Genomic DNA, 13,584 nt, shown 5'->3' with positions numbered 1-13,584 from the left:
AGCAGGCGAGACCAGGTGGGAGCATGTCATGCCGGCAATCGTCCTCATCGGCGCCCAATGGGGCGACGAGGGCAAAGGTAAGGCCACCGACCTGCTTGGTGGGCGCGCGCAGTGGGTGGTGCGCTATCAGGGTGGCAACAATGCCGGGCACACGGTCGTCTTGCCGACCGGTGAGAACTTCGCGCTGCATCTGATCCCGTCCGGGGTGTTGACGCCGGGCGTCACCAATGTGATCGGCAATGGCGTGGTCGTCGACCCCGGTGTGCTGCTCGACGAGCTGAAGGGCCTCGAGGCCCGCGGGGTCGACACCTCCAAGCTGTTGATCTCCGCCGACGCGCACCTGCTGATGCCCTACCACGTCGCCATCGACAAGGTCACCGAGCGCTACATGGGCAACAAGAAGATCGGCACCACCGGCCGTGGCATCGGGCCCTGCTATCAGGACAAGATCGCCCGCATGGGAATCCGGGTCGCCGACGTGCTCGACCCGGAGCTGTTGTCGCACAAGGTCGAGGCGGCGCTGGAACTCAAGAACCAGATCCTGGTCAAGGTCTACAACCGCAAGGCGCTGGAGGCGGACCACGTCGTCGACGTCCTGCTGGACCAGGCCGACGGATTTCGGCACCGCATCGCCGACACCCGGCTGGTGCTCAACGCCGCGTTGGAAGCCGGCGAAACGGTGTTGCTGGAGGGCTCGCAGGGCACGCTGCTCGACGTCGACCACGGCACGTATCCCTATGTGACATCGTCGAATCCGACGGCGGGCGGTGCGGCCGTCGGATCCGGCATCGGCCCGACGCGGATCACCACCGTGCTCGGCATCCTCAAGGCCTACACCACCCGGGTGGGCTCCGGCCCGTTCCCCACCGAACTGTTCGACGAGAACGGCGAATACCTCTCGAAGACCGGCGGCGAATTCGGTGTCACCACCGGGCGGCGCCGGCGCTGCGGCTGGTTCGACGCGGTCATCGCCCGCTACGCCACCCGGGTCAACGGCATCACCGACTACTTCCTGACCAAACTCGACGTCCTGTCCAGCCTGGAGACGGTGCCGGTGTGCGTCGGCTACCGGATCGACGGCACCGAGACTCATGAAATGCCGATGACCCAAAGCGATCTGCACCGCGCCGAACCGATCTATGAGGAGCTGCCCGGCTGGTGGGAGGACATCTCGGCAGCGCGCGAGTTCGACGACCTGCCCGCCAAGGCCCGTGACTACGTGTTGCGGCTGGAAGAGCTTGCCGGAGCACATGTTTCGTGTATCGGCGTCGGTCCCGGACGCGACCAGACGATCGTGCGCCGCGACATCCTGGCGGCCCGCCCGTGACGGACGCGGACCCCAAAGAACTCGACCCAGAATACGAGCATCACGGCGGCTTTCCCGAATACGGCCCGGCCAGCCCCGGCGCCGGATTCGGCCGCTTCGTGGAGTCCATGCGCCGGCTGCAGGACCTTGCCGTGTCCGCCGACCCCGGCGACGGTGTCTGGGACGACGCGGCCGATCGGGCCGCGGCGCTGGTGGAGCTGCTGGGCCCGTTCGAAGCCGACGAAGGCAAGGCGCCGGCCGGGCGCACGCCCGACCTGCCCGGCATGGGCAGCCTGCTGCTGCCGCCGTGGACGTTGACGCGGTATGCGCCCGACGGCGTCGAAATGACGGGCTATTTCACCAGGTTCCACGTCGGCGGCAACCACGCGGTGCACGGCGGTGTGCTGCCGCTGCTGTTTGACCACATGTTCGGGATGATTTCGCACGCCGCGGGACGGCCGATCAGCCGGACGGCCTTCCTGCACGTCGACTACCGCAAAATCACCCCGATCGATACGCCGTTGGTGGTGCGCGGTCGCGTCACCAGAACCGAGGGACGCAAGGCGTTCGTGTCCGCCGAATTGGTCGACGGCGATGACGCGGTGTTGGCCGAAGGCACCGGCCTGATGGTGCGGTTGCTGCCGGGCCAGCCCTGAGCAGCGCTTTTGCGCCGCCGACCTATCCTTGTGCAGTGACTGACGGCTTGACCCACGGACCCGCCGACGACGACAAAACGTCGGCGATCGTGGTGGCCCCGCAGACTGGCGAATCGCGCGCCGGCGCGGACGGCGACGTGCGGCCGCGCGTGATGCTGCTGGGTTCCGACGAGCTCGGCCGGGAGCTGACGATCGCCTTGCGGCGGCTGGGCGCCGAGGTGATCGCGGTCGACGGTTATGCGGGTGCGCCCGCGCACCGGGTCGCCGACCAATCGGTCGTCATCGCCATGACCGACTCCGACGAGCTGTCGGCGGCCTTCCTGCGGCTGCAACCCGACTTCGTGGTGACCGCCGCCGAGGCGGTCTCCGTCGATGCCCTCGACGCCCTGGCCACCGGGACCCACAACGAGCTCGCCGAAGCGGTGCCCAGCGCCCGCGCCGTGCGGCTCAGCGCCGACCGTGAGGGCCTGCGCCGGCTGGCCGCCGACCAGCTGGGCCTGCCCACGGCGCCGTTCTGGTTCGCCGGATCGGTCGGCGAGCTCGAGGCGGTGGCCGCGCACGCGGGGTATCCGCTGCTGGTCAAACCCGTCAGGGGGCCGGCGGGCCCGGGACGATCGATGGTCGACGGACCCGACGACATCGGGCCCGCCTGGCGGCGTGCCGCGGGCGGTCATGCACAACCGCGGGTGCTGGCCGAGGCGGTGGTCGAGATCGAATTCGACGTCACCCTGTTCGCGGTGCGCAGCGAAGGCGCGCGCGGGCCGGTGATCGAGTTCTGCCCGCCCATCGGTCATCGCCGCGCCGAGGCCGGCCTGCTGGAATCCTGGCAACCCCAAGAAATGAGCGGCGCCGCTATGGACGCCGCCAGATCCGTCGCCGCGCGCATCGTCAAGGCGCTCGGTGGGCGCGGGGTCTTCGGCGTCGAATTGATGATCAACGGCGACGAGGTGTACTTCAACGACGTCACCGCATACCCGCGGCAGAGCGCCTGGGTAACGCTGCGCACCCAGCGGCTTTCGGTGTTCGATCTGCAGGCACGCGCCATTCTCGGTCTGCCGGTGGACACGATCATGATTTCGCCGGGTGCCGCCCACCCGATCCCGCGGACAGACGGGGGCGGGTTTCCCGGCGCCGACGCGCTCAGCGGCGCGCTCGCGGTTCCGGAAGGCGATCTCCTGGTGTTCGGCCCACCCGCGGGTGCGGCGCGCCAACTCGGTGTGGCGCTCGCCACAGCGCCGGCCGTGGCCGTCGCGCGGGACCGCGCCCGACAGGTGGCGACGGCGGTGAATATGCGAGACTCACGCGGGTGAGCTACGCAGGAGATATCACGCCGCTCGAGGCATGGAAGATGCTCAGCGACAACCCCCAGGCGGTGCTGGTCGACGTACGCACCGATGCCGAATGGCGGTTCGTCGGTGTGCCCGACCTGTCCAGCCTCGGCCGGGACGTGGTGTACATCGAGTGGAATACGACCGACGGGACGCGCAACGAGAACTTCGCGGCCGAACTGCGGAACCACATCCCGCCCGCAGCGGACGGCGAAGAGCGGCCGGTGGTATTCCTGTGTCGCTCGGGCAACCGCTCCATCGGAGCCGCCGAGGTCGCGACCGAGGTCGGCATCACCCCGGCCTACAACGTGCTGGACGGCTTTGAAGGTCATCTCAACGCTCACGGCCATCGGGGCGAAACAGGTTGGCGGGCAATAGGATTGCCCTGGAAGCAGTTATGACCGACGTTCCGTCGGTCCGCATTCCCCAGCCGCTGCCCGACGGCGTCAGCCAGGCCACCACCGGGGTGCGCGGCGGGATCCTGCGGTCCGGCTTCGACGAGACCGCCGAGGCAATGTATTTGACGTCCGGCTACGTCTACGAGTCGGCCGCCGACGCGGAGAAGTCGTTCACCGGCGAAATCGACCGCTTCGTGTACTCCCGATACGGCAACCCCACCGTGTCCATGTTCGAGGAACGGTTGCGGCTGATCGAAGGGGCGCCCGCGGCATTCGCCACCGCGAGTGGCATGGCCGCGGTGTTCACCTCGCTGGGCGCGCTGCTCGCCGCCGGGGACCGATTGGTCGCCTCCCGCAGCCTGTTCGGGTCGTGCTTCGTGGTGTGCAACGAGATCCTGCCGCGTTGGGGCGTAGAGACGGTGTTCGTCGACGGCGACGACCTCGCGCAGTGGGAGCGGGCGCTGTCGGTGCCCACCGCGGCGGTGTTCTTCGAGACGCCGTCGAATCCGATGCAGTCGCTGGTCGACATTGCCGCCGTCACCGAACTGGCCCACGCCGCCGGGGCAAAGGTGGTGCTGGACAACGTGTTTGCCACGCCGCTGCTACAGCAGGGCATTCCGCTGGGAGTCGACGTGGTGGTGTACTCGGGTACCAAGCACATCGACGGTCAGGGCCGGGTGCTGGGTGGCGCCATCCTTGGCGACAAGGAGTACATCGACGGTCCGGTGCAGAAGCTGATGCGCCACACCGGTCCGGCGATGAGCGCCTTCAACGCCTGGGTATTGCTGAAAGGCCTTGAGACGCTGGCGATTCGCGTCGAACATGCCAATTCGTCGGCGCAGCGGATCGCGGAATTCCTGGAGTCTCATCCGGCGGTGAGCTGGGTGCGCTATCCCTATCTGACGTCACACCCTCAGTACGATCTGGCCAAACGTCAGATGACCGGGGGCGGCACCGTGGTCACTTTCGCGCTCGACTGTGCGGAAAGCGCGGCCAAGCAACGGGCCTTCGACGTGCTGGACAAGCTGCAGCTGATCAACATCTCCAACAACCTGGGCGACGCCAAATCGCTTGTCACCCACCCGGCGACGACGACGCACCGGGCGATGGGCCCCGAGGGCCGCGCCGCGATCGGGCTGGGCGACAACGTGGTCCGCATCTCGGTCGGGCTGGAAGGCGCCGACGACCTGATCGCGGACATCGACCGGGCGCTGAGCTAGCCCGCTTGCCTTTCGGCGGCATCGGCGCGCTCGGCCGCGGCCAGCGCCCCTTCCTCCGCGTGTGCCTGCATCCAGTTCGTCACCACCCTGGCGTAGACCATCTGGCTGGTGATGGCCATCTGACCGCGGGTGCGCCCCAGGAAGGAGATGCCCCAGGCGAACATGGCCGCGATGCGGTTGCGGTGGCCGATCAGGTAATACAGGTGCAGCACCAACCAGGCCAGCCACGCGATGAAGCCGCCGAACTCCAGCTTGCCGACCTGCGCCACGGCGCTGAATCGCGACACCGTCGCCATGCTGCCCTTGTCGAAGTACTTGAACGGTTTGCGGTTTGGCGGGTCGTCCTGCCCCTTGAGTCCGTGTTTGATCACCGTGGTGGCGTAGTGCGCGCCCTGGATCGCGCCCTGCGCCATCCCGGGCACGCCCTGCATCGACATCAGATCGCCGATGACGAAGACGTTCGGGTGCCCCTTGACGGTGAGATCGGGTTCCACGATCACCCGCCCGGCGCGGTCGACTTCGGTTCCGTCGGACTGGTCGGCGATCATCTTGCCCAGCGGGCTGGCCTGCACTCCGGCCGCCCATACCTTGCAGGCGCATTCGATGCGCCGTTCGCCGCCGTCCTTGTCCCGGATGGTGATGCCCTTGTAGTCGACGGCGCTCACCATCGCGTTGAGCTGGATCTCGACATCCATCTTCTCCAGCCGGCGTTGCGCCTTGAGGCCCAGCTTCTTTCCCATCGGCGGGAGCACCGCCGGGGCGGCGTCGAGCAGGATCACCCGGCAATCGCTGGGTTTGATGGTGCGAAACGCCCCGGCCAGCGTGCGCTCGGCGAGTTCGACGATCTGTCCGGCCACCTCGACGCCCGTCGGCCCGGCGCCGACGACCACGAAGGTCAGGCGCCGCTCCCGCTCGGCCGGGTCGGTGGCGACCTCGGCCGCCTCGAACGCGCCCAGGATGCGGCCGCGCAGCTCTAGGGCATCGTCGATGGTCTTCATGCCGGGCGAGAAGGTGGCGAACTGGTCGTTGCCGAAGTAAGAGGTCTGCGCGCCCGCGGCCACGATGAGGCTGTCGTACGGGGTCACGGTCTCCATGTCGATCAACTTCGACGTGACGGTCTGCGCGTTGAGGTCGATGGCGTTGACCTCACCCAACAGCACGCGGACGTTCTGTTGCTTGCGGAGGATCAGCCGGGTCGTCGGGGCGATGTCGCCTTCGGACAGGATCCCCGTCGCCACCTGATATAGCAGCGGCTGGAACAGGTGCGTGGTCGTTTTGGAGATCAGCGTGATGTCCACGTCGGCCCGTTTGAGCGCCTTGGCCGCGGTCAGGCCGCCGAATCCGCTTCCGATGATGACCACGCGATGGCGTGACATAGCTACCCCTTTCGCCTTCGCAGCGCATACCCACCCTATGACGTGACGAACGTGACCTGCGATCAATATTGATGTCGAGGGTTGTTTGTTAGGCGGCGTTGAGGCATTGGCGGCTTCTGGCGCTGAAAACCGTTGGTGAAATGCGACGTTCGAACCTCCGTCGGGTGCCTGGTCCCAGCTCACTCCGTTTGCGCGCTGGCCACCGACATGGCGCGCAAACGTTGTGCGCCCGGTTGCTGCTAAGCGGCAACTTTGGCGGCGATTTGACGAGCGACGTTCACCGCGGAGTTGGACTGAGCGTCAGACAGGTTGTTGCTACACACGCCGACGTCGACGGCGACGTTGTTGGCCACGGTCAGCGCCCGCTGACAGGTCACCGTCGCCCCGGCGGCCCTGCCGGTCTTGGTGACGCTCAGGGTGCCGTTGCTGCTAGATACCGGCCCCACAGTCCATTCCGTATCGGGTACGCCTGGCTGGGTCACCGTGTATCGACGGTCTGAGCACGCCGGCCATCGTTGGGCGGAGGAGGCGAAGAACGCATCCGCGTCGTGCGCGGAAGGAAACAACACCAGAGCCTGAAGGACGAAATGACTGAAATTGCCCGGTTCGTGTAGGCCCTGTTCGCGCACGGTGCTCCACCCGCTGCCCTCGTAAACCGTGGCTTGCGCCGGGCCCTGCGCGGGTAGGCAGGCCTTGTCGGCCACTTGGGCGCTGGCGTCGTTCATCGCGGCGGAGGTTGCCGCGACCGTCATCTTGGTGGAGCCCACCGCGCTGTTGATTTGTTCGGGGCTGAGCCACAACCCCTGCAGCGCCTCAGCGGCGACCGGAGGCGCGGTGGTCGGGGTGGTCATGCTGGTCGTAGTGGTGGCGGGGGTCGTGGTCGTCGGGGGCGGCCCCGCGTTGTCGTGCACCAGCAAGGCCATCGCGCCGATGATGAGGAGCGCGACAACCACCCCGACAACCCCTGCGGCGGTGGCGACACGGTTTTTGCGCCGGGCGGGAGGCTTGACTGGGCGGGCGGCCTGGGTGGGTTCACCGGCGGCCGCGGCCTCGGTGCTGGCCAGGATGGTGTCGGCGTGGTCTTGGCCCACTGCGGTCAATGCGTGGTGGGCGGCGCGGGCGAGCTCACCAGCGCTGTCATAGCGATCCTGCGGGTTCTTGGCCATGCCACGCGCAATCACGTCATCAAACCCAGCCGGGACCTGCGGTCGTGCCTCGCTGGGGCGCGGGATCGGCGCGCTGAGGTGCGCGGTGATCAGCGCCGGCAGGTCCCCGCTGGCATATGGCGGGAAGCCAGTCAAACACTCATAGAGCACACACGTCAGCGCGTACACATCGGCGCGGTGATCCACTTCGGTGTTACCCAGCCGCTCGGGAGCCATGTAGGCAAACGTTCCGATCGTGGTGCCCGAGCTGGTCAACTTGGCGTCGGTGGCCGCATTCGCCAAACCGAAATCGACCAGGCAGGCGAAATCCTCACCAGTTAGCAGAATGTTGGCCGGTTTGATGTCACGGTGGATCACCTGCGCGCCGTGCGCGGCATCCAGCGCGGAGGCGATCTGGCGCACAATCGCCACGGCCCGCGCCGGCTCCAGCGGCCCATCAGCCGCCAGCACGGCCTGCAGGTCGGTGCCCTCGATCAAACGCATATCGATGAACAGCTGTCCGTCGATCTCCCCGCAGTGGTGGATGGGCACCACGTGCGGCTCATGCAGGCGCCCGGCGGTGCGTGCCTCGCGGTACAACCGCTGCCGAAACACCGAGTTACCCGAGTAAGCAGGCGCCATCAGCTTCAACGCCACAACCCGATCCATCACGGTGTCTTCGGCCTCATACACTTCCCCGAACCCGCCCCGGCCCAACAGCCGGCGCAGCAGATAATGCCCAAACCGCGACCCGGCCCGTCCCGGCCAACCCGCGGCGCTACCACCAACCATCGACTCTGGCACCACACCCCCCGCCGCCTACGCCACGCGGCAGCCAAAACACATCTCAGGCATCAGTATGCGACCCGCCCGGATCGACGGAGGCCAGTTCGTCAACACTCCCCAACCGCGTCAAACTCCAGATGCCGCAAACCCTCCATCGCCCGAACCCATATCGGCTGCCGGGCCATTCCGCGGCCCGACTACACTGCGGCGGCCCGAGGCCCGATAGCGATCCCGTGTCGCCTCGGCACAGGTCGCATCTCCACTGGCAAACTTCCTGAGGCGCTCGTCGTCATTCTGATGGCGATCGAAGGTAGGAAGCACCACGTGCGATTCGTCGGGCTGTGTGTTGTCGGAAGCACCTTCTATAATCGAACACATGTTCGATGAAATGGACGACGGCGCCGTGGTGGATGCCATCACCGCCGCGGCACGCGCGCAGAACGCCGAGTGCGCGCGTGAGTTGGCGGCGATCGGCGAGCTGTACGCGCGCCGGGCCCCGGCCGACGATGCCGACCAGTTCAACTGGGCCGTCGACGGACACGACAACGTGGTGGCCGAGGTGGCCGCGGCGATGCGTATCAGCCGTGGCCGGGCTGCGGGTCGGCTGCGCTACGCGATTGCGTTGCGGGAGCGCCTGCCCCGGGTTGCAGAGGTGTTCGCGCGCGGAGATGTCGATTTGCGGTTGATCACAACGGTCGTGTCTCGCACCGAATTGATCGAGGATGCCGAGGTGATCGCAGGGCTGGACGCCGCATTGGCTCAGCATGCCCGACGATGGATGCAATTTTCGGAGCGCAAGTTGGTCGAACGTGTCGATATGTGGGTGGCCCGCTTCGACCCGGCCGGTCTGCGGGTGCCCCGACAGCGCAGCGACGATCGCTATGTCGAGTTTCTGCCCGCGGCTCCCGGGCTCGCCGGGTTCTATGCGCAGCTGCACTCCACCGACGGGGCCGCGTTGGATCGCGCCCTCGACGAGCTGGCCGATACCGTCTGCCGGGACGACCCGCGGACCAAAAAGCAGCGGCGCGCCGACGCGCTCGGTGCGCTGGCCGCCGGGCTGGAGGGGCTGCGCTGTCACTGCGGCGCGGTGGATTGCGCTGCCGCGCAACGGGATCCGAACACCAATGTTGTCATTCATGTGCTAGCCGAAGAGGCGGCGGTCAATGGCGACTCGCAAACTCCGGCATACCTACCAGGGTTCGGCGCTGTGCCCGCGCCGCTGCTTCGCGATCTGGCTGCTTCCGCCAAGATCAAATCGCTTCCGATTGCGCAGCCGAAGTCCGAAGCCGGTTACCGACCCTCTGCGGCGTTGGCCGAATTCGTCCGTTTTCGCGATCTGACATGCCGATTCCCCGGTTGCGACGCGCCGGCTGAGGTCTGCGATATCGACCACACCGTGCCGTTTCCGCTCGGTCCCACCCACCCGTCGAACCTCAAACTTCTGTGCCGCCACCACCATCTGCTCAAGACCTTCTATAGCGAGTGGCGCGATCTTCAGTTGCCGGACGGAACCGTGGTGTGGACGTCTCCGTCCGGTCGCACGTACACCACGAAACCGTTTGGTGCCGTGCTCTTTCCGGCGCTAGCCGTCCCGACCGGGACGCTGACCCTGCCGGCCGGCATGCCGGCGCCGCAACACAACCGCGGAATCATGATGCCGCTGCGACGACGAACTCGCGCCGCCGACCGCGCCGCCCGCATCGGTTGGGAACGCGGCATCAACGAAGCCCGAATGGCGGCCGACCCACCGCCCTTTTAGCGCGGATACTGAAAGCGCTTGTGGCGTAGGGTACTGCGCCGAACAGACCCATCGCGCCCTTACACTGTTCGTTGCGGCCTATATCACCACGATGACGCTTTACGCGAGGTCCGGTTGTGGCTGTCCCATTGAACTTACTCAAGGTCAGCCCGCTGCCGGAGGAACCGCGGTGACGGTCAACTTCGAAAGTAGGTGTCTGGGTCGCGGCCCAGACGGCGCGTGACCGGCGACATTTCCAACCGCCGATGACAACCTGGTACGCCGCAATGCTTTTTGCGGTGATACCGCTGCGCAATGCCCTTCCGGACTCACCGCCGCTGGGGTCCTGGATCGATGTCTCGGTCGTGCGGTGGGTCATCGTCGCATTGGTCGGCTCGATGCTGCTGTACCTGTCCTGCTGGTGGCGACACCTTAAGCCCGACAAGCCGGCGACTTAGAACGGCCAGGGGCCCGCGTTCGTCTTGTACTTGCCGTTGAGCTGATTGCAGAAGTCGTTCGCCGTACCGGCGAGCAAGATGTAATAGGCTTCGCCGCCCCGACTTTCGAAGGAGTTCGGCGTGGTCCAGCCGTTGTCGCACATCGACGTCTGGTTGCCGGTCGTCGGCCTGCGCCAATTCGTTTTGGCGCAACTCGCAAGGGCGTCGACGTTGCCGGCGGTGCTCTTCGCGGCAACGAGCATCGCCCCTCCCCACAGGCCGTCGTTGCGTCGGTAGGCGCGCGCCCCGAATCCGGCGTTGTTGGTCTGGCAGGCAAGCGCCCGGCGCAACAGCCCGAAGGGTGCGGCGAGCTGCGCGTTGCTCACCGCCGCGGCCGCCGTGATGAACTGGGCCGCGTCCGAGCCGTCCACCTCTTGGACATTCGGATTCCCCAGGCTCGTCAACTGCTGTGCGATCCCGGTGTTGTTGCCGCCGCCGATGATCGCTCCGCCCCCGCCTGACGTCATCGCCGGCAGCGTGACATCGGCGGTCGCCGTGGGTGTTCCGGCCGCGGCGCTCAGCGACAGCACACCCGCCGCGATAGCCGCGCCAATGCGAAGCGCCATAGTTTCCGAGGCTACCGGCCGGCCGCCATCAGCGGAAGGCGTCGCTGCCGGTGAACGCCTGGCCGAGCACCAGTTGGTGCATCTCGGGGGTGCCCTCGTACGTCAGCACCGACTCCAGGTTGACCATGTGCCGTATCACGGGATACTCCAGCGATATCCCGTTGCCGCCCAATATCGTTCGCGCATCCCGGCAGATTTTGAGCGCCTCACGGGTGTTGTTGAGCTTGCCGAAGCTGACCTGCTCCGGACGCAGCCCGACGCTGTCCTTGAGGCGGCCGAGGTGCAGCGACAGCAGCTGGCCCTTGTGCAGTTCGACCGCCATGTCGACGAGTTTCGCCTGGGTCAACTGGAATCCGGCGATCGGACGGCCGAATTGGGTGCGCTGCGTGGCGTAATCCAGCGCGGATTGCCAGGCCGCCCGGGCCGCACCCATCGACCCCCAGATGATCCCGTAGCGCGCCTCGGACAGGCAGGAAAGCGGCCCCCGCAGCCCCTTTGCCTCGGGCAGCAGCGCGTCGGCGGGCAGCCGCACGTCGTCGAGCACCAGTTCGCTGGTGATCGATGCCCGCAGCGACAGCTTGTGGTGAATCGTGTTCGCGGCGAATCCGGGCGTCTTGGTGGGGACGATGAACCCGCGGATCCCGTCGTCGGTATTGGCCCACACGACCGCGACGTCGGCGACCGAGCCGTTGGTGATCCACAGCTTGCGACCGTTGACCACCCAGCCCGAACCATCGCGCCGCGCAGTGGTTTTCATCGCCGCGGGGTCGGACCCGACATCGGGTTCGGTCAACCCGAAGCAGCCGAGCAGCTCGCCCGCGGCCATGCCGGGCAGCCACTGCTGCTTCTGTTCCTCCGAGCCGAAGTTCCAGATCGCGAACATCGCCAGCGATCCCTGCACCGAGACCATCGACCGAATGCCGGAGTCGGCGGCCTCCAGCTCGGTACAGGCCAGGCCGTAGTGCACGGCCGACGCCCCACCGCAGCCGTAGCCGTGCAGGTGCATGCCGAGCAGCCCGAGCTGGCCGAACTGCTTGGCGAGCTCGCGGACCGGCAGGTCGCCGATCTCGAACCACTCCGCCACATAGGGCAGGACGTGTTCGGCGCAGAACTTCCTGGTGGTGTCGCGCACCGCGATCTCGTCGCTCGACAGGGATGCGTCGAGGCCGAGCGGGTCGTATCGGTCGAAGGCGGGGGGTGAATCGGCGCTCATATGGCCAGCCTGCCACCCGGTAGTCTCGCGGCATGCGGAGGATGGCGTACCTGCTCGTGGACGTCGTCGCTGTCCTGGTGTTCTGCGCCCTCGGACGCCGCAGCCACGCCGAAGGGCTCACCATCGGGGGTGTCGCGACGACGGCATGGCCGTTTCTCACCGGAACCGTCGTCGGGTGGCTGGTGTCCCGGGCTTGGCAGCGCCCGACGGCCGTGGTTCCCACCGGGGTGGTCGTGTGGCTGTGCACGGTGGCGGTGGGCATGCTGCTGCGCAAGGCCAGCTCGGCCGGGGTGGCGGCGAGTTTCGTACTGGTCGCGGCATCGGTCACCGCGGTCCTGCTGCTCGGTTGGCGAGCCGCCCTCGGGCTGACCGCGCGGCACGGCGTAAACCGACGATGACACGGACCGACGACGACACCTGGAATCCGGCCACCGGCGTCGGAATGACCGCGACGTTCGGCGCCGTCGCGAGGGCGGTGGGCACCAACAAGGGGCTCATCAACGACCCGTTCGCCGAGCACCTGGTTCGTGCCGCGGGCGTGGATTACTTCACCAGGTTGATCGAGGACCAGCGGTACGCCGATGACGCCGGCAGATCGCCCGTAGTTACCGGGCTCATCGATGTCCTTGCGGCACACACGCGATTCGTGGACGAATACCTCGCCGAGGCCGGGAAGGCCGGCATACGACAAGTGGTGAACCTGGGGTGCGGGATGGACACCCGGCCGTATCGGCTGTGGTGGCCATCGGGGACCACGGTGTATGAAATCGATCAGCCGGAAATCGTGGATTTCACGACAGACGTGCTACGCGGGCTGGGCGCCGAACTGACCGCGAACCGCCGCGCGATCGGCATCGATCTTCGTGAGGATTGGCTGGACGGGCTGCGGCGTGTGGGTTTTGACGCCTCCCAACGGACGGTATGGGTTGCCGAGGGGCTGTTGGTTGGGTACCTGGCGCCCGACGCACAGAATCGGTTACTCGAAACACTCACGGCGGCCAGCGCTACCGGTAGCCGGCTCGCCGCCGATCACATGCCCACGTGGACCCCCACGCAGTTGGAGGAGGGGCGGGCGTTTATGGATATCTGGCGCCAGGAGGGGCTGGACGTCGATCTGGCCGGGCTGACCTATTCAGGCGAATACCGCTATGTTCCCCAGCATCTGGCGGCCCGCGGCTGGGAAACGGTCGAGCGGAAGGTCGCGGATTTATTCGCCCCGATCGGAATGGCCGGCCGGTGGCGCGGCAGCCCGGAAGACGAGGCGATCACCCCGCGGTACGTCACCGCCACCCGGTCCCGGCCGCGCGGTTGAGCCCTGGCCGGAATGCATCCACGTAGCAGGCGTTAGACAGTTA

Annotated in this window: 12 protein-coding genes and 1 pseudogene; 9 read left to right on the top strand and 4 right to left on the bottom strand. The window is 67.1% G+C overall.

The features are described from left to right. Positions 1-28 precede the first annotated feature (28 nt). From A5744_RS16410 to A5744_RS16390, 5 genes are all read left to right on the top strand, one after another. Positions 29-1,327: an adenylosuccinate synthase gene (locus A5744_RS16410; RefSeq protein ID WP_076062728.1), complete on the top strand. Its 1,299-nt coding sequence runs from the start codon at positions 29-31 to the stop codon at positions 1,325-1,327. Next, positions 1,324-1,962, top strand: a complete 639-nt coding sequence (locus A5744_RS16405) for a PaaI family thioesterase (RefSeq protein WP_076062726.1) — start codon at positions 1,324-1,326, stop codon at positions 1,960-1,962. The genes A5744_RS16410 and A5744_RS16405 overlap by 4 nt, the downstream gene beginning before the upstream one ends. Before the next feature lie 86 nt (positions 1,963-2,048). Then, positions 2,049-3,272, top strand: coding sequence for a formate-dependent phosphoribosylglycinamide formyltransferase (gene purT, locus A5744_RS16400; protein ID WP_240563066.1), 1,224 nt, complete (start codon positions 2,049-2,051; stop codon positions 3,270-3,272). Next, the gene (locus A5744_RS16395; protein ID WP_139329434.1) at positions 3,269-3,691 is read left to right on the top strand and encodes a rhodanese-like domain-containing protein; all 423 of its coding nucleotides are present in this window, start codon (positions 3,269-3,271) and stop codon (positions 3,689-3,691) included. Before purT ends, A5744_RS16395 begins: the two co-directional genes overlap by 4 nt. Next, on the top strand, positions 3,688-4,908 hold the full coding sequence (locus tag A5744_RS16390; protein ID WP_076062723.1) for an O-succinylhomoserine sulfhydrylase: 1,221 nt from the start codon (positions 3,688-3,690) through the stop codon (positions 4,906-4,908). The genes A5744_RS16395 and A5744_RS16390 overlap by 4 nt, the downstream gene beginning before the upstream one ends. On the opposite strand, the gene A5744_RS16385 is transcribed toward A5744_RS16390, so the two are convergent. Further along, positions 4,905-6,284: an NAD(P)/FAD-dependent oxidoreductase gene (locus A5744_RS16385; RefSeq protein WP_076062721.1), complete on the bottom strand. Its 1,380-nt coding sequence runs from the start codon at positions 6,282-6,284 to the stop codon at positions 4,905-4,907. The two genes, A5744_RS16390 and A5744_RS16385, sit on opposite strands and share 4 nt — an antisense overlap. Positions 6,285-6,523: 239 nt before the next feature. Then, entirely contained in the window at positions 6,524-8,221 is a 1,698-nt protein-coding gene (locus tag A5744_RS24430) for a serine/threonine-protein kinase PknH/PknJ (protein ID WP_076062804.1), read from the bottom strand. Positions 8,222-8,591: 370 nt separating this feature from the next. On the opposite strand from A5744_RS24430, the gene A5744_RS16375 reads away from it, so the two are divergent. Further along, positions 8,592-9,974 (top strand): HNH endonuclease signature motif containing protein, encoded by a 1,383-nt coding sequence (locus tag A5744_RS16375; RefSeq protein WP_076062720.1) that lies wholly within the window; start codon positions 8,592-8,594, stop codon positions 9,972-9,974. A gap of 188 nt (positions 9,975-10,162) precedes the next feature. Beyond that, a pseudogene (locus A5744_RS16370) lies at positions 10,163-10,411 on the top strand (DUF4436 family protein); the annotation flags it as partial. On the opposite strand, the gene A5744_RS16365 reads toward A5744_RS16370, so the two are convergent. Together A5744_RS16365 and A5744_RS16360 are read right to left on the bottom strand one after the other, a co-directional pair. Beyond that, the gene (locus A5744_RS16365; RefSeq protein WP_076062718.1) at positions 10,408-11,016 is read right to left on the bottom strand and encodes a hypothetical protein; all 609 of its coding nucleotides are present in this window, start codon (positions 11,014-11,016) and stop codon (positions 10,408-10,410) included. The pseudogene A5744_RS16370 and the gene A5744_RS16365 overlap by 4 nt on opposite strands. Positions 11,017-11,044: 28 nt before the next feature. Then, a complete protein-coding gene (locus tag A5744_RS16360; protein WP_076062716.1) occupies positions 11,045-12,229 on the bottom strand; it encodes an acyl-CoA dehydrogenase in 1,185 nt (394 codons plus the stop codon). A gap of 32 nt (positions 12,230-12,261) precedes the next feature. Here A5744_RS16360 and A5744_RS16355 point away from each other — a divergent pair, with 32 nt between their 5' ends. Both A5744_RS16355 and A5744_RS16350 read left to right on the top strand, forming a co-directional pair. After that, the gene (locus A5744_RS16355; protein WP_076062714.1) at positions 12,262-12,627 is read left to right on the top strand and encodes a DUF3054 domain-containing protein; all 366 of its coding nucleotides are present in this window, start codon (positions 12,262-12,264) and stop codon (positions 12,625-12,627) included. Continuing rightward, the gene (locus A5744_RS16350) at positions 12,624-13,541 is read left to right on the top strand and encodes an SAM-dependent methyltransferase (protein WP_076062713.1); all 918 of its coding nucleotides are present in this window, start codon (positions 12,624-12,626) and stop codon (positions 13,539-13,541) included. Before A5744_RS16355 ends, A5744_RS16350 begins: the two co-directional genes overlap by 4 nt. The last annotated feature ends 43 nt before the right edge of the window (positions 13,542-13,584 follow it).

It is taken from the genome of Mycobacterium sp. IS-1264, assembly GCF_001954195.1.
In the GTDB taxonomy this organism is placed as follows: domain Bacteria; phylum Actinomycetota; class Actinomycetes; order Mycobacteriales; family Mycobacteriaceae; genus Mycobacterium.
The sequence above is the reverse complement of the archived record's forward strand: the minus strand, read 5'-3'. Positions and strand labels throughout refer to the sequence as shown.

Excerpts from the sequence above, each read along its gene's own strand:
- A5744_RS16410 (WP_076062728.1), top strand. The coding sequence starts at position 29 with ATGCCGGCAATCGTCCTCATCGGCGCCCAATGGGGCGACGAGGGCAAA.
- A5744_RS16360 (WP_076062716.1), bottom strand. The coding sequence starts at position 12,229 with ATGAGCGCCGATTCACCCCCCGCCTTCGACCGATACGACCCGCTCGGC.
- A5744_RS16385 (WP_076062721.1), bottom strand. The coding sequence starts at position 6,284 with ATGTCACGCCATCGCGTGGTCATCATCGGAAGCGGATTCGGCGGCCTG.
- A5744_RS16350 (WP_076062713.1), top strand. The coding sequence starts at position 12,624 with ATGACACGGACCGACGACGACACCTGGAATCCGGCCACCGGCGTCGGA.
- A5744_RS16355 (WP_076062714.1), top strand. The coding sequence starts at position 12,262 with ATGCGGAGGATGGCGTACCTGCTCGTGGACGTCGTCGCTGTCCTGGTG.
- A5744_RS16365 (WP_076062718.1), bottom strand. The coding sequence starts at position 11,016 with ATGGCGCTTCGCATTGGCGCGGCTATCGCGGCGGGTGTGCTGTCGCTG.
- A5744_RS24430 (WP_076062804.1), bottom strand. The coding sequence starts at position 8,221 with ATGGTTGGTGGTAGCGCCGCGGGTTGGCCGGGACGGGCCGGGTCGCGG.
- A5744_RS16390 (WP_076062723.1), top strand. The coding sequence starts at position 3,688 with ATGACCGACGTTCCGTCGGTCCGCATTCCCCAGCCGCTGCCCGACGGC.
- A5744_RS16375 (WP_076062720.1), top strand. The coding sequence starts at position 8,592 with ATGTTCGATGAAATGGACGACGGCGCCGTGGTGGATGCCATCACCGCC.